Here is a 26,610-nt window from a genome sequence, read left to right as displayed (position 1 = left end):
TAGTACAAGTGCCTCTTAGATTGCGGCGGCCAGTCTACATAACTCGTCATGAAAACTTTCAGGTCTTTTCATTGATAAGTGTGAACCGGCTCAAATTAGAAGTTTTTGACAAATAAACACTCTCATCGTAAACGATGATGGAAAATAAATTCCTCGGTGAAAAGTTTGTCAGCTATTGCTGGTCAGATTCTGATAAGTCGTCTTGTGCTTGGCCAAGTAGCGCCAGCTCCAACAATGCATATCGGTGCTCAACGAAATTATTTACGTTGTTAGCGACCGTCAGTTTGAATAACGCTTCTGCGCTATCCTTCTCCCCCAGACTTAGGTAATGCTTACCTAAATAGAAGTTGGTTTCACTGAGATGTTCAGCGAGCGAGGTGTTATCCGTAGCATCTGCCTGTAGGCTCTGCATCAGCTGCTTTTCGCTGATTTTTCCCAGGTAGAATTCGACAATTTTCCATCCCCATTGGTCTCTCTTCGCTGCATTGTAACGTTGTTGCAGTGCAGTTTTTGCTTTGTCGGCATCGATTTTCTGTTCTGCCAAGTAAAGCCATAAACTCCGAAAAGGATCATTGGGATCGTCGTGATAAAACGCCAGCAGATCATCTTGCGCTAGCTTATACCGACCACCGTAATAAAAAGCGATGCCGCGGTTAAGATGCGCATAATTGTAAGTTGGATCAAGTTCCAGTACAGAATCAAACGCTTCATAGGCAGCATCATAGTTGCCCGCCTGCGTTAAATAAATGCCTAAATAATTGAAGACTTCGGGCATATCAGGTCTTATGGACAATGCTTGGGAAAAATCGTTCCGCGCAAGTGCCCTCAAACCTAGACTATCATACAACACTCCGCGCTCATATAACAACTGGGCACGTTCATCTTCTGTAAGTGAGCGACTGGCAAGTATTTGTTCCATACGTGCGAGCATCACTTCTTGTTGTAAGGTGGGCTGTAGCGGAACCGCTAATACTTCATCCTTACGCCAATTTGCGTTGCTACATCCAGCCAGCAACAAAGCTGTCGCAATAAAACCCCAGCGTAAATAAGGCTTCATTCTTCCACTCCCAGGTACCAGCATGCGGATGCAGTCAACATTAAGGTGTCTCATTAGCTTGACACCTTAAAAAATAATTCCTGCTTCATCATTGAAGCAGGAGAAATAATAAAGATTACTCTGCGTCTGAGGTCGGCGCTTCGGTAGCTTCATTCGATTCGGTCTGTGGTTTTTCCACAGCTTCTTTCATGCTTAAGCGCACACGGCCTTGGCGGTCGATTTCTAATACTTTAACAGGTACTTCTTGCGCCATTTGTAAGTAATCTGACACTTTCTCTACGCGCTTATCCGCGATTTGAGAAATATGCACTAGACCTTCTTTACCGCCACCGATTGAAACGAATGCTCCGAAATCGACGATACGAGTAACTTTACCTTGATAGATACGGCCAACTTCAATATCTGCAGTGATTTCTTCAATACGACGAATAGCTTCTTTCGCTTTATCGCCATCTGTAGCAGCAATTTTGACGGTACCATCGTCTTCGATTTCGATAGTCGTGCCGGTTTCTTCAGTCAGTGCACGGATCACTGAACCGCCTTTACCGATGACATCCTTAATCTTATCTGGGCTGATACGAATGGTATGGATACGTGGAGCGAACTCTGAGATATCACCACGGTGAGTACCGATCGCTTCTTCCATCACACTCAGAATATGTAAACGAGCGCCTTTCGCTTGGCTGAGGGCCGCTTGCATGATTTCGCGAGTGATACCTTCAATTTTGATATCCATTTGCAGTGCAGTGATACCTTCACGGCTTCCCGCAACTTTAAAGTCCATATCGCCCAGGTGGTCTTCATCACCTAAGATGTCAGACAGCACGACGAAACGCTCATCTTCTTTCACAAGACCCATAGCAATACCGGCTACCGCTGCTTTAATCGGTACCCCTGCATCCATCAGCGCTAACGAAGCACCACATACAGAAGCCATAGAAGAAGAACCGTTAGACTCTGTGATTTCAGATACAACACGCACAGTGTACGGGAATTCATCTTGCTTAGGCATTACTGCTAATACACCGCGTTTCGCTAAACGGCCATGACCGATTTCACGACGCTTAGGTGAACCAACCATCCCGGTTTCGCCCACTGAGTATGGAGGAAAGTTATAGTGGAACAAGAACGCATCGGATTTTTCACCCATCAACTCATCAAGACTCTGTGCATCACGGGCTGTACCTAATGTTGCAGTCACTAACGCTTGAGTTTCACCACGCGTAAACAGCGCTGAACCGTGGGTACGCGGTAGAACACCGGTACGGACATCGAGGCCACGAACCATGTCCTTCTCACGACCATCGATACGCGGTTCACCGTTCAAGACACGGCTACGTACTACGTTTTTCTCAATCGCGTGCAGAATATCGCTGATTTCACCTTCGTCTAGGCTTTCATCTTCTGCTAATAAAGTCGCGGTTGTTTCGCTTTTAATAACGTCAACTTGAGCATAACGCTGTTGTTTTTCAGTAATACGGTAAGCTTCGCTTAAACGACTTTCTGCCAGTGCTACGATACGACTGTTAAGGCTTTCGTTAACAGCTTCTGGCTGCCAATCCCAACGTGGTTTGCCCGCTTTCTCAACCAGTTGCTTGATGTTCTCAATAACAACTTGTTGTTGATCGTGACCGAAGACCACTGCACCTAGCATTTGGTCTTCTGACAGAACTTCAGCTTCAGATTCAACCATCAATACTGCGTTTTCAGTACCCGCTACCACTAAATCTAAGCGGCTGGTCGCCAGCTCGTCAGCCGTTGGGTTTAAAACATATTGATCGTTGATATAACCAACGCGTGCAGCACCAATAGGACCGTTAAATGGGATACCTGACAGCGACAGCGCTGCTGAAGCACCGATCATCGCAACGATGTCAGGGTGTACTTGTGGGTTAACGGAAACAACCGTCGCAATAACCTGTACTTCGTTAACGAAGCCTTCTGGAAATAATGGACGTACCGGACGGTCGATAAGACGAGCAATTAATGTCTCGCCTTCACTTGGACGGCCTTCACGACGGAAGAAGCTGCCTGGAATACGGCCTGCGGCGTAAGTACGCTCTTGGTAGTTAACTGTTAAAGGGAAAAAGTCTTGGCCTGCTTTCGCTTTTTTCTGGCCTACAACAGTAACAAATACACAGGTATCGTCCATGCTGACCATCACTGCGGCGGTGGCTTGACGAGCCATCATACCGGTTTCGATGGTAACGGTATGTTGACCGTATTGGAATTTTTGGATTGTCGGATTAAGCAAAATCTTTTCCTTTATCGAGGAGAGTAAAGCAATTATTAGTGGTTATTAGAGTGGTTTGCATCCTCGCGACTAATGGTAAGGTTCATTATTCATGTTAAGCCCTATCATTAGCCGCGCGAATCGTGCAACTTTTTTTCACTCAATAACAGTATAACACTGTAACGCTCGTTACAAAATGGACAACGAGTATTCAAAAAAAGGGGCCTTGAAGGCCCCTTACACATCTTGTGCGTTCTAATCTTAACATTGATTCTGCATTTTGTATAAATACAAGGCAGTTTCGCGTAAAGATTTTTAACTTAGCGACGCAGACCTAGGCTTGCGATCAGGTCAGTGTAACGCTTAACATCTTTACGCTTCAGGTAATCCAGTAGCTTACGACGTTGTGAAACCATACGCAGCAGACCACGACGGCTGTGGTGATCTTTCTTGTGCTCAGAAAAGTGACCTTGCAGGTGAGTGATTTGCGCGGTTAACAGAGCAACTTGAACTTCAGTTGAACCACTGTCGTTAGCATCACGACCATATTTAGCAACGATCTCAGCTTTAGCTTCTACGCTTAGAGACATAATATACTCCAAATAAATTAAATGAATTCGAGCCGCCGATCTCTAATTCAGCGACTCACTTTTAGCGCAGCCATTCTACTCTGCGCTAGACAAGAGTGCAAATGACTCAGAGAGGAAATTCAACGACCAAGCGTTTTGGTGCAACACGACCTTGATCATCAATTTGTGCCATCCCTAAAAACTTTTCACTCTCAGTCTCAAAAACACGCACTAAACCCTCGATAGGCGCACCAGCGACTTGTACAGCTTGACCTAGTTTGAACCAGTGACTGCTGACTTGCGGTAGGTGGACCATAGGGTAAGCGGCAGCCGGAGTATCCATAGGTAATAGTAATGGATCCAGCTGCGTGGCAGCCGAAGTACCTGCAGATTCCGCCTCAGCAACCCATTGTTGGAGTTGTGCCAAGGTCACCATTTTTTCGGCCGGATAACGGTCAACCTGTAAACGACGCAACATGCTTACATGTGCCCCACAGCCTAACCGCTCACCAAGGTCGTCAATGATGGTACGAATGTAGGTCCCTTTCGAGCAATGGATTTCAAGCTCTAACTCTTCACCTTCCCACCGAATGAACAGTAGCTCATACACAGTAATAGGTCGGGCTTCACGTGGCACAGTAATGCCTTGCCGCGCGTATTCATAGAGCGGACGGCCTTGATATTTTAGCGCAGAAAACATGGTCGGGACTTGCTCTGTATCTCCCCGAAAATGTGCCAATGCTTGGTCGAGTTGTGCTTGGCTAAACTGAATTGGCCGCTCTTCGACAATATTCCCGTCTGCATCTGACGTATCCGTGCGTTGCCCTAAGCGCGCAATCACCCGATATCGCTTATCTGCATCGAGCAAATATTGTGAAAACTTCGTTGCTTCACCGAGGCAGATTGGCAGCATACCCGTAGCCAAAGGATCTAACGCTCCGGTATGCCCCGCTTTATTGGCATTGTAGAGCCGCTTAACTTTTTGTAGGACATCGTTCGACGACATGCCTTGTGGTTTATCCAGCAATAGCACACCGTGGATATCGCGACCGCGACGACGTGGACGACCCATTAGTCCTCCTTATCCTCGCTCTCATCCTTTACATGACGTTCATTATCTTTGTTTACGACACTCGTGACGAGGTTCGACATGCGCATCCCCTCAACTAAGGAGTTGTCATAAAAGAAAGTTAGCTCAGGTACGATACGCAGACGCATCGCTTTACCCAGTAAAGTGCGAATAAAACCAGACGCATCTTGAAGCGCTTTCACGCCTTGCTTCACGGCATCTTCATCTTTATCGTTTAAAAATGTCACAAACACTTTTGCGTAGGCGAGGTCACGAGAAACCTCAACACCTGAAACGGTAACCATCATCCCAACACGGGGATCTTTGATTTCACGTTGAATAATCAGCGCTAATTCTTTTTGTAATTCTTGAGCGACGCGTTGCGAGCGTCCAAATTCTTTTGCCATTTTGTCTTCCTCTCAAACAATTCGGGAGGCCAAAGGCCTCCCAAATACTGCCAGCATAGCTAACAATTAATCGATAGTACGTTTGATTTCAATGATTTCAAAGACTTCGATTTGGTCACCCGCGCGAACATCGTTATAGTTCTTAACGCCGACACCACATTCCATACCGTTACGCACTTCATTGACGTCATCTTTAAAGCGGCGTAATGATTCGAGCTCACCTTCGTAGATAACGATGTTATCACGTAGCACACGGATTGGATTGTGACGCTTGATGATCCCTTCAGTTACCATACAGCCAGCAATCGCACCAAACTTCGGCGATTTAAAGACATCACGAACTTGTGCCAAGCCAATGATTTGCTGTTTGTATTCTGGAGCTAACATACCACTCATCGCCGCTTTAACTTCATCAATCAAGTTATAGATGACGGAGTAGTAACGAAGATCTAAGCTTTCGGTATCAATCACACGGCGTGCTGAGGCATCCGCACGAACGTTAAATCCGACCAGAATTGCATTAGAGGCTGCCGCTAAGGTTGCATCAGTCTCGGTGATTCCACCTACACCTGAACCAACGATTTTCACTTTAACTTCATCCGTAGAGAGTTTCAGTAATGAATCGCTAATCGCTTCGACAGAACCTTGAACGTCCGCTTTCAGGACGATGTTTAATTCAGAAACATCCCCTTCGGTCATGTTAGCAAACATGTTTTCCAGCTTAGACTTCTGCTGACGCGCAAGCTTAACTTCACGGAATTTACCTTGGCGATACAGGGCAACTTCACGCGCTTTCTTCTCGTCACGAACAACAGTCGCTTCATCCCCTGCAGCCGGCACACCCGACATCCCAAGGATTTCGACTGGAATAGATGGACCTGCAGTCAGCACTTCACGACCTAATTCATCGCGCATCGCACGGACGCGACCGTATTCAAAACCACAAAGAACGATATCGCCTTTGTTTAACGTTCCTGCACGGACAAGGACAGTAGCAACCGGGCCACGACCTTTGTCTAGGAAGGATTCGATGACTACACCGCTTGCCATACCATTACGGTTAGCCGTCAGTTCTAATACTTCGGCTTGTAACAGAATTGCTTGCAGTAAATCGTCAATCCCTGTACCTGCTTTCGCTGAGACATTAACGAACATGTTCTCACCGCCCCACTCTTCCGGCACGATACCGAACTGAGTCAGTTCGTTTTTAACACGATCCGGATCAGCTTCAGGCTTATCACATTTGTTTACTGCAACGATAACCGGCACACCAGCCGCTTTCGCATGCTGAACGGCTTCAATAGTTTGTGGCATTACGCCATCGTCAGCCGCAACAACAAGGATAACGATATCGGTCGCTTGTGCGCCCCGTGCACGCATTGCGGTAAACGCGGCGTGTCCTGGAGTATCTAAGAACGTGACCATACCGTTATCAGTTTCAACGTGGTAAGCACCGATGTGCTGAGTAATCCCGCCTGCTTCACCTGAGGCAACACGCGTTGAACGAATGTAGTCCAGTAATGAAGTTTTACCGTGGTCAACGTGACCCATGATCGTCACAACTGGAGCACGAGGTTCTAACTCTGCAGTAGTCCCCGTATCACGGTCGCTCATTACCGCTTCTTCAAGCTCATTTTCACGGCGTAAGATCACTTTATGACCCATTTCTTCCGCAACGAGTTGTGCAGTTTCTTGGTCGATAACTTGGTTAATGGTCGCCATTGCGCCCATTTTCATCATCGCCTTGATAACTTGTGAACCTTTAACGGCCATTTTGTTAGCCAGTTCAGCAACGGTGATAGTTTCACCAATTTGCACATCACGGTTAACGACTTGAGCAGGTTTGTTAAAACCTTGCTGAAGTGAACTTTTACCCCGTTGTTTACCTTTACCACCACGGCCAGCTGCACGCGCTTCTTCGCGGTCAGTTTTGGCTTCAGAGTGTTTATTACCTTTCTTCGCGCGAGGTGCCTTCGCTGTACGGGTACGGCTACGGCCGCCTTCAACTTCGCGGTCATTTTCGTCTTCAGCTTGACGTGCATGCTGTGAAGTGGTGACGTGATAGTCAGTATCCTCTTCAGTCTTCTGACTTGCCTTTTCCCACTCTTCGCCTTTTTCTTCAGCAAGGCGACGAGCTTCTTCGGCAACACGTTGTGCTTCCGCTTCAATTTTACGACGGGCTTCTTCTTCCGCTTTGCGTTTTAGCTCAGCATTTTCAGCTTCGCGACGTGCTTTTTCTGACTGTGCGTCTTTATTCATAGTTTGATTCTGTTGGGTCACTTTATTTGATTCCACCGCCTGACGTTTAGCGGTTTCTTCCGCCTCACGTTTAGCCTTTTCTTCCGCTTGACGCTTCGCTTCTTCAGCTGCTTTTTTGGCTTCTTCAGCTGCTTGCTTAGCCTTTTCTTCCGCTTCACGTTGTGCCTGTGCTTCCGCTTGAGCCTTACGCTCAGCCTCGGCATCTTCTTTCACATAAGTACGTTTTTTGCGGACTTCAATTTGTACCGATTTGCTTTTCCCACCGGTACTCGGGACGTTAAGCGTACTACGGGTTTTACGTTGTAGCGTCAATTTACTTGACGCTGTATTTTTCTGATGAGTACGCAAGGTGTCTTGTTCTTCTTGCGTCACAGAATCATTATCCGATTTACGAATACCCGCATCAGCCAATTGCTGAACTAAGCGATCGACCGGAGTATTCAGTTGTGTTGCTAGCGCTTTTACTGTTACGTCAGTCATGCTTTTCCTTCCTGTGTGTTATGCGTCGTCGCCAAACCAGCAGATATTACGAGCCGCCATAATCAGCGTACCGGCTTTTCCTTCATCCAGTTGTTCAATATCTGCGAGATCGTCAACACCTTGCTCCGCAAGATCTTCCAGGGTGGAAACACCAATAGCGGCCAAGCGTCCAGCTAACTCAGGAGTCATTCCTTCTAAGTTTAACAGGTCTTCTGCAGGAGGTTTAATGGCTCCAGCAGCTGTATCTTGGGCTAAGGTGGTCAACGCATTCTTAGCGCGTTCACGCAAAGCTTCTACCATCTCTTCATCAAGGCCATCAATGTCCAGTAATTCATCAACTGGAATATAAGCTAACTCCTCGAGAGAAGAGAACCCTTCTTCTACTAGCACGGTGGCAAACTCTTCATCAATATCAAGATATTTGGTGAAAGTTGCGATTGCGGCATGCGCTTCCGCTTGGTGCTTAGCTTGTAAATCTTCAACCGTCATCACGTTCAGATCCCAACCACTCAGTTGAGAGGCGAGACGAACGTTTTGGCCGTTACGTCCAATAGCCTGAGCTAATGTACTGGCTTCAACCGCGATATCCATAGTGTGGTTATCTTCATCAACGACAATTGACGAGACATCCGCTGGCGCCATTGCATTGATGACGAACTGCGCTGGGTTATCATCCCACAGTACGATATCAATACGCTCACCGCCTAATTCACTTGAAACGGCTTGTACACGTGCACCGCGCATCCCTACACAAGCGCCAACTGGATCAATACGCTTGTCATTGGTTTTTACTGCAATTTTCGCCCGAGATCCCGGATCACGTGCAGCACCTTTAATTTCGATGACTTCTTCACCAATTTCAGGTACTTCAATGCGGAACAATTCAACCAACATTTCTGGTTTAGAGCGAGTAACAAACAGCTGGGCACCACGTGCTTCTGGACGTACCGCATATAATACACCGCGGATTCTATCGCCAGCACGGAAGTTTTCACGTGGCAGCATATCTTCACGTAAGATCACCGCTTCTGCATTATTACCCAAATCAAGGATAATATTATCGCGATTCACTTTCTTGACAATCGAGGTGATAATTTCACCTTGTTGCTCACGAAATTGGTCAACAACTAATGCACGCTCCGCTTCACGGACTTTTTGAACAATAACTTGTTTCGCCGTTTGTGTAGTGATGCGGTCAAAAGTTACCGATTCAATTTGGTCTTCGACATATTCACCAAGCTGCAGGCTTTCATCTTCAAAACGTGCCGCATCAAGCGTAATTTCGCGCGTTGGCATCGTGACTTCATCAACAATCACCCAACGACGGAAGGTATCAAAGTCACCGCTTTTACGATCAATCTCGACGCGAACTTCAATTTCTTGCTCATACTTCTTCTTAGTTGCCGTCGCCAACGCGCTTTCTAACGCTTCAAAAATTTTCTCACGCGGCAGGGCTTTTTCATTTGAAACGGCTTCTACAACCGCTAAAATTTCTTTATTCATCCTGGTTAGCCTCAATCAGAACGTTTAAAAACGGGGGATAATGTTTGCTTTCTGAATATTGCTCAGTGCAAACACTTCGTCTTTGCCATCAACAGACAATGTGACCATCTCACCTTCAATAGATTTGATAGTGCCTTGCCATTTGCGACGATTTTGTACAGCGATACGTAATACCACACTGACATCTTGGCCAGTAAAACGTTCGTAATGCGCTGCGGTAAATAAGGGTCGATCCAGCCCTGGGGAAGACACTTCAAGGTGATAAGCCACAGTAATCGGATCTTCAACATCCATGACAGCACTCACTTGATGACTGACATCGGCACAGTCATCAACATTGATACCATTTTCGCTATCAATATAGATACGAAGCGTAGAGGTGCGAGCCCGCACAAACTCTATACCGACCAATTCATAACCCAGTGCTTCAACTGGTGCTGTAATCAACTCTGTTAATTTTTGTTCTAACGTGGACAAAGCCACCCCCAAGACATAAAAAAAGGGCTAACGCCCAGTATAACAACGCTTTTCTGATAATAAAAAACCCCGAAAAATCGGGGTTTTAATCAGAATCCTGTATGGGCCTGTCAAAGACAGGAGCCATTTTCGATAGACATTTTTCTAAAACCCGTTGCAATGCGACGTCGATTTGGAAAAAAAACTAAGAAAATGGTTGCGGGGGCCGGATTTGAACCGACGACCTTCGGGTTATGAGCCCGACGAGCTACCAGGCTGCTCCACCCCGCGTCCGAAAAACAGCTCAATATTACGCCTAGAAAAGAACAAAAGCAAATTTAACTGATGGCCGCATCGAGGAAAATGCACGTTTCTTGATAAAAGACGAAGTGTAGGCAAAACTGCCAAGTTGATATTAAATTTATAAGAAAAAGAAAAATAATTAATCCATTAATAAATAGTTAGATTCATTAATCATTCATTTCCCATCCGGTTATTACCATAAAATTATATTATTAAAACTCAATAATTGATAATCATTAAAAATATTAATTACGATCATTGAAATTTAAAAAATAATAAGACAATTTCTCTTCGTTTATCTCTCGTTTAAAAGAAAACAAACACTCTACTATCACCATCGCTCATTCAATAATATAAAAATAATCATGTAGCGAATGAATAATACCACTCTACATTTCAAGGAAGATTTATGCGTGATTATTTACCGTTCGCGAAACCAACATTCGACGAAATGGAATTACTCGCTGTTAAAGAAGTGCTTGATTCCGGTTGGATCACCACTGGACCTAAAAATAACGAGTTAGAGGCGGTTTTTCGTCATTATACCGGTAATCAACATGCGATTTCCGTTAATTCTGCCACAGCAGGAATGCATGTCACTTTATTGGCCCTTGGAATAGGAAAAGGGGACGAAGTGATTACGCCCTCTTTTACTTGGGTTTCTACCCTTAATATGATCGAAATGGTCGGTGCTACCCCGATTATGATTGATATTGACCGTGAGACATTAATGGTCACCCCTCAGGCGATTGAAGCGGCTATCACTCCGCAAACTAAAGCTATTATCCCGGTACATTTCGCTGGTGTACCCGTTGACTTATCGCCTATTTATGCACTCGGCAAGCGCTATCAGATTCCTATTATTGAAGATGCCGCCCATGCCTTGGGCAGTGAATATCAGCAGCAACGGATTGGCAAACAGGGCACCGCAATCTTCTCCTTTCACGCGATTAAAAATATTACCTGCGGAGAAGGTGGGATGATCGTCACCGACGATGATGAATTGGCTGAACGAGTAAGAAGTTTAAAATTCCATGGTTTACGTCTTGAACCGTCAACCCCTACTCGGTTAGGGCGATCTCCATTCGCTGAAGTTATACAACCCGGTCTTAAATATAATCTCACCGACATCAATGCAGCAATTGCAATCGTACAGATGCAGAAACTTGCCGCTTTTAATCAACAACGTCAATGGTTAGCCAAACAGTACCTGACATTATTGCAGGATTTACCACTGCTCCCTCTCCAACAACCAGTATGGCAACACACCCATGCTTGGCATCTGTTCATTGTTCGCATTGATAAGCAACTCTGTGGTCTCGACCGCGATACTTTACTGACTAAACTACACTTACGTGGAATTGGTAGTGGCCTTCACTTTCGAGCCGCACATACCCATGCTTTCTACCGTCAAAAATATCCTCACCTTTCTCTACCCCATAGTGAGTGGAACAGTGATTCTGTCTGTTCACTCCCCTTGTTTCCAGCAATGACACAAGATGATGTTCTCTTGGTAAGTAACGTACTTCGCGATACCTTAAGGTAATACTATGTCAACTCATTCCCCACTACACCTCATATCCGTGGTCATCCCTGTATATAATGAGGAGCTATGCCTAGAAGAGTTAATTGCTCGTACGGTAGCTGTATGCAAAGGCCTGGATTATTCGTACGAGATTATTATGGTCGACGATGGCAGTCACGACCGTTCCGCACAGCTCCTTAGCGAAGCCGCTTGTAAAAGTGAAAACATCATTACTGCGGTTTTCCTAAATCGTAATTATGGGCAACACTCGGCATTAATGGCTGGTTTTAGTCAAGCAAAGGGCGACCTGATCATTACTCTTGATGCAGATTTACAAAACCCTCCGGAAGAGATCCCTCGTTTGGTCAAAAAGGCAGCAGAAGGTTATGACGTCGTCGGAACAGTGCGTAAAAATCGTCAAGACAGCCGCTTTCGTAAAACGGCTTCTCGAATAATTAATCACTTAATTCAGCGATCGACCGGTCAACAGATGGGAGATTATGGCTGTATGTTACGGGCTTATCGGCGCCATATTATTGATGCTATGATGAGCTGCCACGAAAGAAGTACCTTTATCCCACTGCTTGCTAACACCTTCGCACGCCGCGTTATTGAAATTCCCGTGAAGCATGCAGAGCGTGAATTTGGGCAATCTAAGTACAACACCATGCGGCTCATTAATCTAATGTTCGATTTAGTGACCTGCATAACTACAACCCCCTTACGACTGCTCAGTATTTTTGGTGGCATCATCGCATTGATGGGTTTCCTCTGTTCTCTTTTCTTGATCGTTATGCGACTCATTATCGGCCCACAATGGTCAGCCGAAGGTGTATTTATCTTATTCGCACTGCTTTTTATTTTTATTGGTGCTCAATTTATTGGAATGGGCTTGCTCGGCGAATATATCGGTCGAATTTATAATGATGTCAGAGCTAGGCCCCGTTATTTTATCCAAAAGACGATAAAATCAAATAAGAAATAATAAATAAAGGAATATTATTAATGAAAGCTATCGTATTTGCTTATCACGATATTGGTTGCACAGGGATTCGTTCTTTACTCGACACCGGCATTTCTATAGACGCAATATTTACACATACTAATAATCAGAATGAAAATATCTTTTTTGATTCTGTCGCTCAGTTAGCAGCAACACATGGAATTCCAGTTTATGCACCTGAAAATATTAACCATCCCTTATGGATTGAAAAAATAACGCAATATAAGGCTGATGTAATATTTTCTTTTTATTATCGCCAACTGCTCGCACAAGAAATCATTGATAGTGTCCCTTGCGGAGCATTCAATCTACATGGATCGTTACTTCCTCAGTATCGCGGCTGTGCACCACTCAATTGGGCCATCGCGAACGGTGAAAAAGAAACGGGGATAACCCTACATCGCATGGTCAAACGTGCCGATGCTGGAGAAATCATTGCACAATATCCGATTAAGATTGATGACGAGGATAATGCATTAACTCTGCACCGTAAAATGTGTGATGTTGCGAGGGTACTTTTACAAGAAACGTTACCGCTTATTATTCAAGGAAACTATACCGCTTACCCGCAAGATGAGACGCAAGCCACTTATTATCAACACCGAAATCCCCAAGATGGGCGGCTCAACTGGTTTCAATCTGCTGAACAATTACATAATCTGGTTAGGGCAGTTACCCAACCTTGGCCCGGTGCGTTCAGTTATGTGGGAAATAACCCATTAGTAGTTTGGCAATCGGCTATCTATCCGTGTCAGCATGGTAAAAAGCCAGGAACAGTTTTATCCCTTTCACCCTTACGTATTGCCTGTCAGGAAAATGCGCTAGAGATTATTACTGGCCAGACACCACAAGGCCTCTATATGCAAGGCGTCCAGCTTGCAGAGCATTTAGGATTAGTCGTTGGCTCATGTTTACAACTCGCTCCCACTGAACGGAAAAAAAGACGGCGAAAAGTACTGATTTTGGGGGTAAATGGCTTTATCGGAAACCATCTGACCGAGCGACTATTGGCTGCGGGCGATTACGATGTCTATGGCTTAGATATCAGCTCGGAAGCAATAGCACGTTTTCTTAACTCCCCTCATTTTCATTTTGTGGAAGGTGATATCAGTATCCACTCAGAATGGATTGAATACCATATCAAGAAATGTGACATTATTTTGCCTTTAGTCGCCATTGCAACACCTATCGAATATACCCGTAACCCACTACGGGTTTTTGAGCTCGATTTTGAAGAAAATTTAAAAATCATTCGTGACTGTGTCAGGTATCAGAAAAGAGTCATTTTTCCTTCGACCTCAGAAGTTTATGGGATGTGCACCGACGATGAATTCAATGAAAACCATTCCTCTCTCATTGTCGGCCCGATACATAAACAACGCTGGATATATTCCGTATCAAAACAATTACTCGACCGAATCATTTGGGCCTACGGTGATAAGCAAGGGCTGCAATTTACGCTATTTAGACCCTTTAACTGGATGGGGCCACGTTTAGATAGTCTTGATGCAGCACGCATCGGCAGTTCGCGCGCCATTACACAATTAATTCTTAATTTAGTCGAAGGTACACCGATTAAATTAATTGAAGGCGGGCAACAAAAACGCTGTTTTACCGATATCGAAGATGGTATTTCTGCACTATTTCGTATTATTGAGAACAACGACCATGCCTGTGATGGCAAAATCATCAATATTGGTAATCCGAATAATGAAGTCAGTATACGCCAACTTGCCGAGATGCTCTTAGCTAGCTTTGAAAAGCACCCTTTACGCCATCACTTTCCGCCGTTTGCTGGATTCAAAGCAATTGAAAGTCGCCAGTATTACGGCGAAGGTTACCAAGATGTCGAACATCGTAAACCAAGTATCACTAACGCAAAACGTTACCTTGATTGGCAACCGACGATTGCTATAGAACAAACTATCGAACGTACCCTTGATTTTTTCCTTCGTTCAATTGTGCCTAATGATGATGAAAAATAATGTAAAGCGCGTAGGGTTACGAATCGATGTCGATACCTTACGCGGAACACGCTACGGTGTTCCAGCCCTCCTTAAGGATTTATCCCAGTACCACTGCAAAGCGAGCTTCTTCTTCAGTGTTGGCCCAGATAATATGGGCCGACACCTTTGGCGCTTGATCAGACCGGCTTTCCTAGCAAAAATGATCCGTTCTCGCGCAGCCTCGCTATATGGGTGGGATATTCTGTTAGCAGGAACCTGCTGGCCGGGTAAAAAAATCGGTCAAGAATGTGAAGCCATTATTCGTGCAGCCGCCAATAAGCATGAGGTTGGCTTGCACGCTTGGGATCACTACGCTTGGCAAACCCATATCGATACCTGGAGTGAAGAACAGTTACACGAGCAATTCACCCTAGGCCTTAACGAACTTTCGCGTATTATTGACCGCCCTGTCGAGTGTTCAGCTGCCCCTGGATGGCGAGCTGACCAGCAAGTCATTGAGAGTCAACAACGTTTTGGATTACGCTACCAGAGCGATTGCCGGGGTGTCGGCTTATTTAGACCCCAATATTTATCTTCAGATATCAGCACAATACAAATTCCTGTTACCTTGCCAACATGGGATGAAGTAGTGGGTCGAACACTGTCCGCCTCAGCGTTTAATCGCTATTTATTAGATACTATTCATCGTGCGGGCGGAAACCCCGTTTATACCATCCATGCAGAGGTCGAAGGGCTTGTTGCATCAACATATTTTAAACAGTTATTACAACTAGCTACCGAAGAAGGTATTGAGTTTTGTCCTCTGGGTGAACTGATTCCCGACGATATCACACAGTTACCTTTAGGAACTATTGTTCGTCAATCTCTCCCCGGGCGAGAAGGCTGGGTGGGTCATCAGCAACTAAGGGAACAATGTTCGTGAGCCGCTACCGTTCATCACTCATTATTATTTTTGCCTTAGTGATCATCTATTATTTTATTCCTATCAATGGTCGATTACTCTGGCAACCCGATGAAACACGCTATGCTGAAATTAGTCGTGAAATGTTAGCCACAGGACAATGGGCCGTCCCTCATTTTCTCGACATTCGTTATTTTGAGAAACCCGTAATGGGGTATTGGATCAATAGCATTGGGCAATGGTTATTTGGCGAAAGTCATTTTGCCGTTAGGTTCGGAGCTATCGCTTCAACATTGCTAACAACATTCCTTTGTGCTTATTTTGCATGGACTTTGTGGCGTAACCGCCTGATTGCTTATTTAACAGCCGTGATTCATTTGAGTCTATTTCTCGTCTACGGTGTCGGGACTTATGCCGTATTGGATCCTATCGTTTCACTCTGGCTGGTAGGTGCGATGGTGAGCTTCTGGTTTGCCCACAACGCCCCGTGTCGACGCGATAAACTATTTTACTATGTTTGTTTAGGGGTCTGCTGTGGACTGGGTGTGATGACCAAGGGCTTTATTGCGCTAGCACTCCCCGTAGTCAGTATTATGCCTTGGTTATTCATTACATCACGGCGTAGAGAGATCATTGTTTACAGCTTTATATCGATGATCAGCTGTTTATTAACTCTGCTCCCTTGGAGCTTAATTATTGCCCGGCAAGAGCCTGATTTTTGGAACTATTTCTTTTGGGTAGAGCATATTCAACGCTTTGCCCAAAGTAATGCACAACACAATGCTCCTTTCTGGTATTACTTGCCGTGGTTAATTGCCGGTTCACTTCCTTGGCTAGGACTGGTACCGGGTGCGTTATATCAGGGATGGCAAGATCGTCAAAAAACAGGCGGCTATCTATTAGCCTGGGCCTTAATGCCATTGCTCTTTTTTAGCTTGGCGAATGGGAAATTACTGACATACATACTGCCCTGTTTTGCACCATTGTCGCTACTTATTGCACGCTATCTGTATGACAGTTTAGAAAAAAAATGTTCCATTTTGCGTATAAATGCTTGGATAAACCTCATTTTTGCCAGCATCATGATCATTGCGATCATTATTGTATCCCCTTGGGGGCCTCTGAATAAGCCACTTTGGCTGCTCTCTGAGCCCTCAAAACCGCTGTTGGCTATGCTTGCCTTTGCATTCTGGTGGCTCTGCGCCTATCTAGCTCTCAATATTACTCAATGCTACTGGCAACTGATTGCTAGCTGCTTAATTGGTATAGCCCTAACGTTTGGTTCGGTCATACCGACGAAAATCTTACTAACAAAATCCCCAGAGTTTTTTCTCAAACCTCATCTTATAACGCTACGTACCAGTCAGTTTGTTTTAAGTAATGATGTGGGGATGGCTGCAGGTATCGCATGGCAACTACAGCGGAGTGACGTGATGATGCTCAATAATCACGGTGAATTAAGCTACGGGCTCAACTATGCTGACGCACAACATAAATATGTATCTTTGGCACAATTTCCAGAATGGCTTACTCAGCATCGACAAACAGGAACAATCTCGCTTTTCCTTAAATTAGAAAATACAAAAACGCTTCCCGCACTTCCACCTGCTGATCGTTACGTACAACAGGGTAAAGTGATCTTAATTCAGTATTTTCCACAATGAAGGTTTGGGGGTTATTACTATTAACGAGTGTACTGAGCGGCATGGCACAATTGTGTCAAAAACAAGCAGCCATGAACCATCATGTTCACTCACCAAGTTACCATTTTTACCTTTGGATGCTTGTCGCATTAGGGCTACTCGCTATCGCCATGTTGTGCTGGCTATGCGTATTATCTGTACTTCCGGTTGGTATAGCCTATCCCTTATTAAGTCTTAATTATTTATGGGTCGCCTTACTCTCTCGCTTGCTATGGCATGACAGGATCACTCCGCGACAATGGTTAGGCATATTGCTCATCATCGTCGGAACAGTGTTATTAGGAGCGACATATTGAAAAAGTATTACTGGATAATTGCCAGTATTGGATTAGTCACGCTTGCCCAGATTTTACTACGTCTAGCTGCCTACCGTAGTGGTATTACGCTACTATCGCCCACATGGCTTTTCAGTGGGAAAATAGAAACACTCTATCTATTATTAGGCTTGGGTTGCTATTTTTTATCCGTATTCAGTTGGACGCAAGCATTACGTTCCCTCCCCCTCTCCCAAGCTTACCCCTTACTGAGTATTAGTTACATATTGGTATGGGCTTCTTCTTTTTTGCTCCCAGAAGAACAAAAAGAATTAAGTTGGCAGTCGCTTTTAGGCTTAGGATTAATTGTCGCGGGTGTTTACTTCATCGTGGGGACAAAAAGGAATAATCACTGATCCGCTCATTGTTATATCTTGGGGTAACCTAGCAAAGCATGAAGAGGTTGCGATTATTGAGGGTGTCATTACAAATCCGGTATTGATGGCACTCATTACCCTTTTTTTCTCAAAAACAAAAAAAGACGCTAATTTAGCGTCTTTTTTCTCAATATTTGGTACCGAGGACGGGACTTGAACCCGTAAGCCCTATTGGGCACTACCACCTCAAGGTAGCGTGTCTACCAATTCCACCACCACGGCACTGCTGATACTTGCAATCAGTTTGGCGTTACTGCGGGATATCACTTGCTGGCGAAGAGGTTTTCGCTGGCTGTTGAGTTTGCTCAGACTTTGCTGGTGCACTCAAATTATCCCACTCACTGCCTTTATGTGTTTTATTACTGTTTAGATTACCAAGCACCAGGCTAATAATGAAAAACAGCGCAGCAAGAATACCGGTCATACGTGTCAGGAAATTACCTGAACCGCTTGAACCAAATAATGTTCCAGAGGCACCTGCACCGAAAGATGCTCCCATATCAGCGCCTTTACCTTGCTGTAGCATCACCATAGCGATTAACGCAACAGCGACCAGCAGGAAAATAACTAAAAGAGCTTCGTACATAATTAACCTGTTTCCTTGTACATAATCGTACATTTAAAACGCATCTACCTTCATAGAGAAAGAACTCCCCTGAAGTGGATGTGAATACTAACCAAAGGCAACGGACTCTGCAAGTGCAATTTACGTTGCGGTATTTGATCGCGGAAAAAAACAGCAGCTTACGGTAGTACAGATCAAAAATAGCGATAACTGAAGAGATCACACAGCCTTCAGCGACGCTAAAAAAATGAAAAGTCACCACCACTCTCTTCGCACCGCAGACTATAAGCGCTCGACAATATCCGCAATCCCTTGGGCCAAAGCAGTTACTTCGTCTTTATTGGCGCCTTCTACCATGACGCGAATCAAAGGTTCAGTTCCCGATTTACGTAATAAAACCCGACCACGGCCGGCTAACTGTTGCTCAGCTTGATGCAATGCGGCAGTTACGTCTGGGTGTTGTAGTGGATCACTGCCCGCCGAGAAGCGAACGTTGACAAGAACTTGTGGTAGGAGCTTCATTCCACTACAGAGATCATGTAACGATAGTTTATTTCCAACCACGGCGGCGAGCACTTGTAGTCCAGCAATAATGCCATCACCCGTTGTGGTTTTATCAAGCAAGATCACATGTCCAGAATTCTCTGCCCCAACAAACCAGCATTGCTCTTTAAGTTTTTCTAATACATAGCGGTCGCCGACTTTTGCACGTTCAAAAGGAATACCAAGTTGTTTCAGCGCCAGCTCAAGACCCATATTACTCATCAAGGTCCCTACAACGCCCCCACGAAGATTACCTTGGCGTAAGCGTTCGCGTGCGATGATATAAAGAATTTGATCGCCGTCTACGGTATTACCAAGGTGGTCAACCATCATAATACGATCGCCATCACCGTCGAGTGCTATTCCTAAATCGGCCTTTTCGGCCAAAACACGTTGCTGAAGTAACCGTAAGTCAGTTGCCCCACACTCTTTATTGATGTTCATACCATCTGGTGAAACACCAATGGTAATCACGTCAGCACCGAGCTCACGCAAAACATTCGGCGCGATGTGATACGTTGCACCATGCGCGCAATCGACAACAATTTTTAAACTATTTAAACTCAGCTCACTCGGAAACGAACCTTTGCAAAACTCAATATATCGCCCCGCGGCATCCACAATCCGACTCGCTCGACCGAGTTCTGCAGAGGGTACACAGGTGATAACTTTTTCCATTTCGGCTTCAATAGCGGCTTCCACTTCATCGGGGAGTTTCGTCCCTTCGGTAGTGAAAAACTTAATGCCATTATCATCAAAGGGATTATGCGAGGCCGAAATCACAACACCTGCTTCTGCACGGAATGTCCGTGTTAAATAGGCAATAGCAGGTGTCGGCATTGGGCCTGTAAAAGCGGCGGATAATCCGGCCGCTGCCAGTCCAGCTTCCAGTGCAGATTCCAACATGTATCCGGATATACGGGTATCTTTACCAATAATGACCTTTTTAGATCCTTGCCCAGCAAGTACCTTTCCAGCCGCCCAGCCTAATTTTAAAACAAAATCAGGGGTAATCGGTGTTTCACCAACTTTACCGCGAATACCATCGGTACCAAAATATTTACGTTCACTCATGGATTATCCTTTTGCTCTGAGAGTCGCTTCAACCACGCGTATCGCTTCAACGCTTTCTTTAACATCATGCACTCTAATGATTTGTGCTCCCTGCATTGCGGCGATGACTGCACAGGCCAGACTACCACTCAACCGCTGTGTTGGCCCCACATTAAGGAGTTGACCAATCATAGACTTTCGAGACATTCCTACTAACAATGGTAAATCAAAATGATGAAAATGCCCCAGCTTAGCGAGTAATTCGTAGTTATGCTGTAGTGTTTTGCCAAAACCAAAACCGGGATCGATTAATAGGTTCTCTCGACGAATACCCGCTGCGATACAATTTTCAATCTCAGTGGAGAGGAAGCTATCCACGTCTTCGATAATGTGTTGGTAATTAGGATTATGTTGCATCGATTTAGGTTCACCCTGCATATGCATCAAGCAAACGGGTAGATCGACCTGTGCAGCGGCATCACGGGCACCGGGCTCGCTTAACGAGCGAATATCATTAATCAAATGTGCGCCCGCGGCGGCGGCGGCACGGATGACCTCCGGTTTTGAGGTATCGACTGAGATCCAGACTTCAAAACGCTGGGCGAGAGCCTCAACGACAGGAATAACACGTGCCAACTCCTCATCCACAGTAACCTCGTCGGCGCCCGGTCGAGTAGATTCTCCACCAATATCGAGAATAGTCGCCCCAGCAATAACCATTTGATTGGCATGAGTAATAGCATCAATTAACGTCTTATGACGGCCGCCATCAGAGAAAGAGTCAGGAGTCATATTTAAGATCCCCATTATATGGGGAAAGGAGAGATCAAGTTCGCTCCCTCTGGCACGCAATTTCATTCAATTTCCTCTTTTACTCTATCGATGCAAAAAAAAACCCCGCATTAGCGGGGTTTTATTGTAGCGCGAACTGACACTACATATCGAATGATTCAGACACTACATTGGATTGCCGGGATCATTATTCTCTGGGGCATCAACTGGTCGAGCCGCTTGCGGTGGCGCAACAGACTCTTCCTCTTTCACTGCTGGTTCCGTCCATCCTGCTGGAGCACGAACTTCTCTGCGTGCCATCAAATCATCGATTTGCGGTGCATCAATAGTTTCGTATTTCATCAGTGCATCTTTCATTGTATGAAGAATGTCGATGTTCTCATTAAGCAGTTGGCGAGCCCGCTGGTAGTTACTATCAATCAAATGTTTAATTTCTTGATCGATAATCCGCGCAGTTTCGTCAGACATATGCTTCGCTTTCGCCACTGAACGGCCGAGGAATACTTCACCTTCTTCTTCCGCGTACAGTAGAGGTCCCAATTTCTCAGAGAAACCCCATTGCGTGACCATATTGCGTGCAAGGTTTGTCGCTACTTTAATGTCATTTGAAGCACCAGTAGAGACTTTCTCTGAACCATAGATAATCTCTTCAGCCAACCGTCCGCCATAAAGCGTCGAAATTTGACTCTCCAATTTCTGGCGGCTAGCACTGATCGCATCCCCTTCAGGTAAGAAGAAGGTGACACCTAAGGCACGACCACGAGGAATAATCGTGACCTTATGCACAGGGTCATGCTCCGGCACTAAGCGACCAATGATGGCATGTCCTGCTTCGTGGTAAGCGGTAGACTCTTTTTGGGCTTCTGTCATCACCATTGAGCGACGTTCTGCACCCATCATGATTTTGTCTTTCGCTTTTTCAAATTCAACCATCGACACAACACGTTGGTTACTGCGTGCAGCAAATAGCGCGGCTTCATTGACTAAGTTTGCTAGATCAGCACCAGAGAAACCTGGCGTGCCTCGAGCAATAATCGCGGCATCAATATCTGTTGCCAGAGGAACACGACGCATATGAACTTTAAGGATCTGCTCACGGCCACGTACATCAGGAAGTCCAACAACGACTTGACGGTCAAAACGGCCAGGACGCAACAATGCAGGATCGAGTACGTCAGGACGGTTAGTCGCCGCAATAACGATAATTCCTTCATTCCCTTCAAAGCCATCCATCTCAACCAGCATTTGGTTTAGTGTTTGCTCACGTTCATCGTGACCGCCCCCTAACCCTGCTCCACGTTGACGGCCAACCGCATCAATCTCATCGATAAAGATGATACAAGGTGCTGATTTTTTCGCCTGTTCAAACATATCACGAACACGTGAAGCCCCAACACCGACGAACATTTCGACGAAGTCTGAGCCCGAGATAGTGAAGAAAGGAACTTTGGCTTCTCCCGCAATTGCCTTGGCCAGTAATGTCTTACCAGTACCAGGAGGACCAACCATCAGTACGCCTTTAGGAATTTTCCCGCCCAGCTTTTGGAAACGCGAAGGCTCACGGAGATACTCAACCAGCTCACTGACTTCTTCTTTCGCTTCATCACAACCTGCAACGTCAGCAAAAGTGGTTTTAATTTGATCTTCCGTCAACATGCGCGCCTTGCTTTTACCGAAAGACATGGCACCTTTGCCACCGCCTCCCTGCATCTGACGCATAAAGAAGATCCATACACCAATCAGCAACAGCATCGGGAACCAAGAGATAAAGATAGAGGTCAACAAACTTTGACCTTCAGGTGGCTCACCTACAACTTTTACCTTTTTAGATAAAAGATTTTGCAGTAATTGTGGATCATTGACAGGAATATACGTGGTGTATTTATTGCTATCGTTTGTGGTTACGTTAATCTCACGCCCATTAATACGCGCCTCGCGAATCTGATTTTGATTCACTTCTGTCACGAAAGTTGAATAATCAACTTTCTTGCCATTTGACTCGCTGGGCCCAAAGCTTTGGAACACAGTCATTAGCACTACAGCTATAACTAACCAAAGAATTAGGTTTTTCGCCATGTCACTCAAGGGATTAACCTCTTATTTACAACGATGTTAACAGAAAGCGTAGGGAGCTATACTTTGCGCCCAGTCGCTACAATGTATACTTCGCGAGAACGTGAACGCGAAGCATCTGGCTTACGAACTTTGACTTTCGTAAATAGGGAGCGAATTTCGCGTAGGTACTCATCAAACCCATCTCCCTGAAACACCTTTACAACAAAACTACCACCTGGCGCCAAAACATCGCGACACATTTCAAGTGCGAGTTCTACGAGGTACATCGCGCGAGGAATATCCACCGCAGGAGTGCCACTCATATTCGGTGCCATATCTGACATTACTACCTGCACCTTACCGTCACCCACACGATCGAGCAACGCTTTTAGTACAGCTTCTTCACGGAAGTCACCTTGAAGAAAGTCTACACCAACAATCGGATCCATAGGTAATATATCACATGCGATAATTCGGCCTGTTGACCCAATCTGTTCAGCCACATATTGTGACCAACCACCGGGTGCAGCACCTAAATCTACAATCGTCATACCAGGTTTAAATAGCCGATCACCTTGTTGGATCTCATCTAGTTTAAACCAAGCCCGCGAACGTAGACCTTTCTTTTGTGCTTGTAACACATATTTATCGCTAAAGTGTTCCTGTAACCAGCGACTCGAGCTGGCTGAACGCTTTTTTCCCGTCATACTTTTTCCAACATTTTTGTATCGCAGTGATAAATCATTACGCAAAATGCTGCGTAGATTTGGCGATATACTAGAGATGGCGGTACAATGACCTGTTTTCAATCCCTGAGTAAGTAAATAATACGATGAATCTAAGTACTAAACAAAAACAGCACCTAAAAGGTCTCGCCCATCCACTGAAGCCAGTCGTGATGTTAGGCAACAATGGATTAACCGAAGGTGTTCTCGCTGAGCTTGATCAAGCCTTAGAACACCATGAACTGATCAAAGTCAAAATCGCAACTGAAGATCGAGAGACGAAAGCTCTGATTGTGGCAGCGATTGTTCGCGAGACTTCAGCAGTCGAAGTTCAAGTTATCGGTAAAACGCTGGTGCTCTATCGTCCTTCTAAAGAAAAGAAAATTTCTTTACCGCGCTAATTCTGGAAAAAATAACATTATTTTATATCCAGTTAAAAGGCTGTTTTACAGCCTTTTTCTTTTCCTATAGATATATTAGCACGGTTAATCACCCTTGCGGGACCGAAATGGCGAAAAGCCATAACAATCGCGAGATATCATCGTATTCTGCTGATTACAGGTATTCGACCTTAATCACTTCATACTCCACATCACCACCCGGTGTTTTAACCACCGTCACATCATCCACTTCTTTACCGATCAGACCACGTGCCATCGGTGAATTAACGGAGATTAAATTTTGTTTGAAATCAGCTTCATCGTCCCCAACAATACGGTAAGTTGCTTCTTCTTCCGAATGGGTATTATAAACGGTAACTGTTGCCCCAAAGATAACGCGTCCCGTAGCAGGCATTTTCGTCACATCAATAATTTGTGCGTTAGATAATTTTGCTTCAATCTCTTGGATACGCCCTTCACAAAAACCTTGCTCTTCACGGGCAGCATGGTATTCAGCATTTTCCTTCAAATCACCATGTTCTCTCGCTTCAGCGATAGACGCAATAATACGAGGACGCTTAATATTTTTCAGTTCATTCAGCTCTTCACGTAGCTGGTCTGCACCACGCAGAGTCATTGGAATTTGGCTCATCTTCTACTCCTCATTATTCTGTTATTCAGTCAATCATCCTGATTCATGACTAGCTTAACGTATTAAGCCGCACATAAATTTGAAACAAAACAACCCCGTCTCAGATAGTAATGCCACCCAAGACGAGTAAATTTTTCAGTTTGATACATATTTTACCCGAGAGTTCCGCCCGGATCATCGTTTACTTTGCCCCTCAAGGGGACGTAGTATTGCGGGTTCCATTATTAATGACGCCGAGATTATGCGACTTTCAAGACTCATCATAGCACTTACCTTTGGGGTAACGCTTCAAGCCTCCGCAACGCCTATCGAGGAATATACCCAATACCTTCCTGATGGTACCAATCTCGCGTTCTTGGCGCAAAGGGTAGGCGATACAACACCGATTGTCGATTATCACGGAAAACAAATGGCACTGCCGGCCAGTACAATGAAAGTCTTTACCGCACTGGCTGCACTGTTGGAACTCGGGAAGGACTTTCGTTTTCAAACGACCTTTGAAAGTAGCGGTAAAATATCAGGGGATACGTTACAAGGTGATTTAGTCGCACGTTTTGGCGGCGATCCTACCTTTACCCGTCAAGATTTACGTAACATGGTCGCTCAACTCAAACAAAAAGGTGTTACCCACATTCAAGGGAATCTGGTTATCGATACCTCAGTGTTCGCCAGCCATGATATGGCACCGGGTTGGCCGTGGAATGATTTAACCCAATGTTTTAGTGCTCCCCCTGCAGCGGCGATTATCGATAAGAACTGTTTTTCTATTTCACTCTATAGTGCAAAAACACCGGGAGAAAATGCGTTTATTCGTATCGCGTCTTATTATCCTGCTCATATGTATAGCGAAGTAAAGACCCTCGCCCCTAATTCTGGCGAAGCACAATACTGTGAACTGGATGTTAATCCCGGCGAGCTTAACCGCTACACCCTAACCGGCTGCTTGCGTCAACGTAATGACCCCCTGCCCTTGGCATTTGCAGTACAAGACGGCGCTGCTTGGGCCGGTGAGATTCTTCGTGACGAATTAACGAAAGCCGATATTGACTACCAAGGGCACTTAGTCCGCCAAACGCAGCCAAGCTCACCGACTACGGTACTGGCTATCGAACAGTCAGCACCTCTACACGATCTCCTGCATACTATGCTGAAAAAATCAGACAACATGATTGCAGATACTATTTTTCGTACCATTGGTCATCACTATTTTAATGTACCTGGAACTTACCGAGCAGGATCGGATGCTGTGCGCCGAATTTTACGCGAGAAAGCCGGCGTCGATATGGGGAATACTATTCAAGTCGATGGTTCAGGCCTATCGCGCCATGATCTTGTCGCCCCCGATACCATGATGCAGGCCCTACAATTTATCGCGAAAAATGACACGACGCTTGATTTTATCAGCATGCTGCCATTAGCCGGTTACGATGGAACATTACAATATCGTGGCGGATTACATGAGGCGGGCGTCGATGGAAAACTTTCTGCAAAAACGGGGTCGCTGCAGGGAGTGTATAACTTAGCAGGCTTCTTAACGACATCACGCGGAACGCGTATTGCCTTTGTACAATACCTCTCTGGCTATGCCGTACCTCCCGAGGATCAACGAACCAGACGAGTCCCTTTAGTCCGGTTTGAGAGCCGACTCTATAGTGATTTATATCGTAATTATTAGCCATAAAAACTGCACCTTACTCAGTGAGGTCTCCAACTTTTAGG

General features: G+C 45.3%; 24 protein-coding genes and 2 tRNA genes. 9 read left to right on the top strand and 17 right to left on the bottom strand.

Going from position 1 to position 26,610, the window contains the following annotated elements; all coding sequences use genetic code 11:
• Nucleotides 1-15 precede the first annotated feature (15 nt).
• From yrbN to HGT73_RS00435, 10 genes are all read right to left on the bottom strand, one after another.
• Complete coding sequence (yrbN, locus tag HGT73_RS15025) at nucleotides 16-72, bottom strand: protein YrbN (protein ID WP_157725418.1); 57 nt, start codon at nucleotides 70-72, stop codon at nucleotides 16-18.
• A 100-nt stretch (nucleotides 73-172) separates the two neighbouring features.
• Nucleotides 173-1,057 carry a lipoprotein NlpI gene (nlpI, locus tag HGT73_RS00475; protein ID WP_214211648.1) on the bottom strand — a complete coding sequence of 295 codons (885 nt, stop codon included), beginning with the start codon at nucleotides 1,055-1,057 and terminating at the stop codon, nucleotides 173-175.
• Between the two features lie 115 nt (nucleotides 1,058-1,172).
• A complete protein-coding gene (gene pnp, locus HGT73_RS00470) occupies nucleotides 1,173-3,311 on the bottom strand; it encodes a polyribonucleotide nucleotidyltransferase (RefSeq protein ID WP_214211646.1) in 2,139 nt (712 codons plus the stop codon).
• Between the two features lie 299 nt (nucleotides 3,312-3,610).
• Nucleotides 3,611-3,880, bottom strand: a complete 270-nt coding sequence (gene rpsO / locus HGT73_RS00465; protein ID WP_048911407.1) for a 30S ribosomal protein S15 — start codon at nucleotides 3,878-3,880, stop codon at nucleotides 3,611-3,613.
• Nucleotides 3,881-3,986: 106 nt separating this feature from the next.
• Nucleotides 3,987-4,931 (bottom strand): tRNA pseudouridine(55) synthase TruB, encoded by a 945-nt coding sequence (truB, locus tag HGT73_RS00460; protein ID WP_214211644.1) that lies wholly within the window; start codon nucleotides 4,929-4,931, stop codon nucleotides 3,987-3,989.
• A complete protein-coding gene (rbfA, locus tag HGT73_RS00455; protein WP_214211642.1) occupies nucleotides 4,931-5,335 on the bottom strand; it encodes a 30S ribosome-binding factor RbfA in 405 nt (134 codons plus the stop codon). Before rbfA ends, truB begins: the two co-directional genes overlap by 1 nt.
• Before the next feature lie 66 nt (nucleotides 5,336-5,401).
• The gene (infB, locus tag HGT73_RS00450) at nucleotides 5,402-8,074 is read right to left on the bottom strand and encodes a translation initiation factor IF-2 (protein WP_214211641.1); all 2,673 of its coding nucleotides are present in this window, start codon (nucleotides 8,072-8,074) and stop codon (nucleotides 5,402-5,404) included.
• A gap of 18 nt (nucleotides 8,075-8,092) precedes the next feature.
• Nucleotides 8,093-9,577 carry a transcription termination factor NusA gene (gene nusA / locus HGT73_RS00445; protein WP_214211640.1) on the bottom strand — a complete coding sequence of 495 codons (1,485 nt, stop codon included), beginning with the start codon at nucleotides 9,575-9,577 and terminating at the stop codon, nucleotides 8,093-8,095.
• Between the two features lie 24 nt (nucleotides 9,578-9,601).
• Complete coding sequence (rimP, locus tag HGT73_RS00440) at nucleotides 9,602-10,054, bottom strand: ribosome maturation factor RimP (RefSeq protein WP_214211638.1); 453 nt, start codon at nucleotides 10,052-10,054, stop codon at nucleotides 9,602-9,604.
• A gap of 193 nt (nucleotides 10,055-10,247) precedes the next feature.
• Nucleotides 10,248-10,324 (bottom strand) — tRNA-Met (locus HGT73_RS00435).
• A gap of 421 nt (nucleotides 10,325-10,745) precedes the next feature.
• On the opposite strand from HGT73_RS00435, the gene HGT73_RS00430 reads away from it, so the two are divergent.
• From HGT73_RS00430 to HGT73_RS00400, 7 genes are read left to right on the top strand one after another with little or no spacing between them, the layout of a single operon-like run.
• Nucleotides 10,746-11,882 (top strand): aminotransferase class I/II-fold pyridoxal phosphate-dependent enzyme, encoded by a 1,137-nt coding sequence (locus tag HGT73_RS00430; RefSeq protein WP_214211637.1) that lies wholly within the window; start codon nucleotides 10,746-10,748, stop codon nucleotides 11,880-11,882.
• A gap of 4 nt (nucleotides 11,883-11,886) precedes the next feature.
• Entirely contained in the window at nucleotides 11,887-12,846 is a 960-nt protein-coding gene (arnC, locus tag HGT73_RS00425) for an undecaprenyl-phosphate 4-deoxy-4-formamido-L-arabinose transferase (RefSeq protein ID WP_214211635.1), read from the top strand.
• 20 nt (nucleotides 12,847-12,866) lie between these two features.
• Entirely contained in the window at nucleotides 12,867-14,849 is a 1,983-nt protein-coding gene (gene arnA, locus HGT73_RS00420) for a bifunctional UDP-4-amino-4-deoxy-L-arabinose formyltransferase/UDP-glucuronic acid oxidase ArnA (RefSeq protein WP_214211634.1), read from the top strand.
• On the top strand, nucleotides 14,839-15,753 hold the full coding sequence (gene arnD / locus HGT73_RS00415; protein ID WP_214212076.1) for a 4-deoxy-4-formamido-L-arabinose-phosphoundecaprenol deformylase: 915 nt from the start codon (nucleotides 14,839-14,841) through the stop codon (nucleotides 15,751-15,753). The genes arnA and arnD overlap by 11 nt, the downstream gene beginning before the upstream one ends.
• Nucleotides 15,744-17,396, top strand: coding sequence for a lipid IV(A) 4-amino-4-deoxy-L-arabinosyltransferase (arnT, locus tag HGT73_RS00410; protein WP_214211632.1), 1,653 nt, complete (start codon nucleotides 15,744-15,746; stop codon nucleotides 17,394-17,396). The genes arnD and arnT overlap by 10 nt, the downstream gene beginning before the upstream one ends.
• Nucleotides 17,393-17,731 (top strand): 4-amino-4-deoxy-L-arabinose-phosphoundecaprenol flippase subunit ArnE, encoded by a 339-nt coding sequence (gene arnE / locus HGT73_RS00405; protein ID WP_214211631.1) that lies wholly within the window; start codon nucleotides 17,393-17,395, stop codon nucleotides 17,729-17,731. The genes arnT and arnE overlap by 4 nt, the downstream gene beginning before the upstream one ends.
• Nucleotides 17,728-18,105 (top strand): DMT family transporter, encoded by a 378-nt coding sequence (locus HGT73_RS00400; RefSeq protein ID WP_214211630.1) that lies wholly within the window; start codon nucleotides 17,728-17,730, stop codon nucleotides 18,103-18,105. The genes arnE and HGT73_RS00400 overlap by 4 nt, the downstream gene beginning before the upstream one ends.
• Nucleotides 18,106-18,261: 156 nt before the next feature.
• On the opposite strand, the gene HGT73_RS00395 is transcribed toward HGT73_RS00400, so the two are convergent.
• The 6 genes from HGT73_RS00395 to rlmE all read right to left on the bottom strand — a co-directional run bounded on the left by HGT73_RS00395 (nucleotide 18,262) and on the right by rlmE (nucleotide 23,841).
• Nucleotides 18,262-18,348, bottom strand: a tRNA-Leu gene (locus HGT73_RS00395).
• Nucleotides 18,349-18,376: 28 nt separating this feature from the next.
• Complete coding sequence (secG, locus tag HGT73_RS00390) at nucleotides 18,377-18,712, bottom strand: preprotein translocase subunit SecG (RefSeq protein ID WP_048911398.1); 336 nt, start codon at nucleotides 18,710-18,712, stop codon at nucleotides 18,377-18,379.
• 261 nt (nucleotides 18,713-18,973) lie between these two features.
• Nucleotides 18,974-20,308: a phosphoglucosamine mutase gene (gene glmM, locus HGT73_RS00385; RefSeq protein ID WP_214211628.1), complete on the bottom strand. Its 1,335-nt coding sequence runs from the start codon at nucleotides 20,306-20,308 to the stop codon at nucleotides 18,974-18,976.
• A 3-nt stretch (nucleotides 20,309-20,311) separates the two neighbouring features.
• The gene (gene folP, locus HGT73_RS00380; protein ID WP_214211626.1) at nucleotides 20,312-21,145 is read right to left on the bottom strand and encodes a dihydropteroate synthase; all 834 of its coding nucleotides are present in this window, start codon (nucleotides 21,143-21,145) and stop codon (nucleotides 20,312-20,314) included.
• A gap of 99 nt (nucleotides 21,146-21,244) precedes the next feature.
• A complete protein-coding gene (gene ftsH, locus HGT73_RS00375) occupies nucleotides 21,245-23,155 on the bottom strand; it encodes an ATP-dependent zinc metalloprotease FtsH (protein ID WP_214211625.1) in 1,911 nt (636 codons plus the stop codon).
• Nucleotides 23,156-23,211: 56 nt separating this feature from the next.
• On the bottom strand, nucleotides 23,212-23,841 hold the full coding sequence (gene rlmE / locus HGT73_RS00370) for a 23S rRNA (uridine(2552)-2'-O)-methyltransferase RlmE (protein ID WP_214211623.1): 630 nt from the start codon (nucleotides 23,839-23,841) through the stop codon (nucleotides 23,212-23,214).
• 125 nt (nucleotides 23,842-23,966) lie between these two features.
• Between rlmE and yhbY the strand changes: the two genes are divergently transcribed.
• A complete protein-coding gene (yhbY, locus tag HGT73_RS00365) occupies nucleotides 23,967-24,260 on the top strand; it encodes a ribosome assembly RNA-binding protein YhbY (RefSeq protein ID WP_214211621.1) in 294 nt (97 codons plus the stop codon).
• Between the two features lie 154 nt (nucleotides 24,261-24,414).
• Here yhbY and greA read toward each other — a convergent pair whose 3' ends face one another.
• The gene (gene greA, locus HGT73_RS00360) at nucleotides 24,415-24,891 is read right to left on the bottom strand and encodes a transcription elongation factor GreA (RefSeq protein WP_214211619.1); all 477 of its coding nucleotides are present in this window, start codon (nucleotides 24,889-24,891) and stop codon (nucleotides 24,415-24,417) included.
• A gap of 241 nt (nucleotides 24,892-25,132) precedes the next feature.
• On the opposite strand from greA, the gene dacB reads away from it, so the two are divergent.
• Complete coding sequence (gene dacB / locus HGT73_RS00355; protein WP_214211618.1) at nucleotides 25,133-26,566, top strand: serine-type D-Ala-D-Ala carboxypeptidase; 1,434 nt, start codon at nucleotides 25,133-25,135, stop codon at nucleotides 26,564-26,566.
• Nucleotides 26,567-26,610: the final 44 nt, after the last annotated feature.

It is taken from the genome of Rosenbergiella australiborealis (assembly GCF_018494035.1).
Taxonomy (GTDB): Bacteria; Pseudomonadota; Gammaproteobacteria; order Enterobacterales; family Enterobacteriaceae; genus Rosenbergiella; species Rosenbergiella australiborealis.
This window is presented reverse-complemented; position numbering and strand designations above follow the sequence as displayed.

Bases quoted from the DNA above. Each gene is read 5' to 3' on its own strand.
- nlpI (WP_214211648.1), bottom strand. From the start codon at position 1,057: ATGAAGCCTTATTTACGCTGGGGTTTTATTGCGACAGCTTTGTTGCTG.
- rpsO (WP_048911407.1), bottom strand. From the start codon at position 3,880: ATGTCTCTAAGCGTAGAAGCTAAAGCTGAGATCGTTGCTAAATATGGT.
- truB (WP_214211644.1), bottom strand. From the start codon at position 4,931: ATGGGTCGTCCACGTCGTCGCGGTCGCGATATCCACGGTGTGCTATTG.
- rbfA (WP_214211642.1), bottom strand. From the start codon at position 5,335: ATGGCAAAAGAATTTGGACGCTCGCAACGCGTCGCTCAAGAATTACAA.
- infB (WP_214211641.1), bottom strand. From the start codon at position 8,074: ATGACTGACGTAACAGTAAAAGCGCTAGCAACACAACTGAATACTCCG.
- nusA (WP_214211640.1), bottom strand. From the start codon at position 9,577: ATGAATAAAGAAATTTTAGCGGTTGTAGAAGCCGTTTCAAATGAAAAA.
- HGT73_RS00430 (WP_214211637.1), top strand. From the start codon at position 10,746: ATGCGTGATTATTTACCGTTCGCGAAACCAACATTCGACGAAATGGAA.
- arnC (WP_214211635.1), top strand. From the start codon at position 11,887: ATGTCAACTCATTCCCCACTACACCTCATATCCGTGGTCATCCCTGTA.
- arnA (WP_214211634.1), top strand. From the start codon at position 12,867: ATGAAAGCTATCGTATTTGCTTATCACGATATTGGTTGCACAGGGATT.
- arnD (WP_214212076.1), top strand. From the start codon at position 14,839: ATGAAAAATAATGTAAAGCGCGTAGGGTTACGAATCGATGTCGATACC.
- arnT (WP_214211632.1), top strand. From the start codon at position 15,744: ATGTTCGTGAGCCGCTACCGTTCATCACTCATTATTATTTTTGCCTTA.
- arnE (WP_214211631.1), top strand. From the start codon at position 17,393: ATGAAGGTTTGGGGGTTATTACTATTAACGAGTGTACTGAGCGGCATG.
- secG (WP_048911398.1), bottom strand. From the start codon at position 18,712: ATGTACGAAGCTCTTTTAGTTATTTTCCTGCTGGTCGCTGTTGCGTTA.
- glmM (WP_214211628.1), bottom strand. From the start codon at position 20,308: ATGAGTGAACGTAAATATTTTGGTACCGATGGTATTCGCGGTAAAGTT.
- folP (WP_214211626.1), bottom strand. From the start codon at position 21,145: ATGAAATTGCGTGCCAGAGGGAGCGAACTTGATCTCTCCTTTCCCCAT.
- ftsH (WP_214211625.1), bottom strand. From the start codon at position 23,155: ATGGCGAAAAACCTAATTCTTTGGTTAGTTATAGCTGTAGTGCTAATG.
- rlmE (WP_214211623.1), bottom strand. From the start codon at position 23,841: ATGACGGGAAAAAAGCGTTCAGCCAGCTCGAGTCGCTGGTTACAGGAA.
- yhbY (WP_214211621.1), top strand. From the start codon at position 23,967: ATGAATCTAAGTACTAAACAAAAACAGCACCTAAAAGGTCTCGCCCAT.
- greA (WP_214211619.1), bottom strand. From the start codon at position 24,891: ATGAGCCAAATTCCAATGACTCTGCGTGGTGCAGACCAGCTACGTGAA.
- dacB (WP_214211618.1), top strand. From the start codon at position 25,133: ATGCGACTTTCAAGACTCATCATAGCACTTACCTTTGGGGTAACGCTT.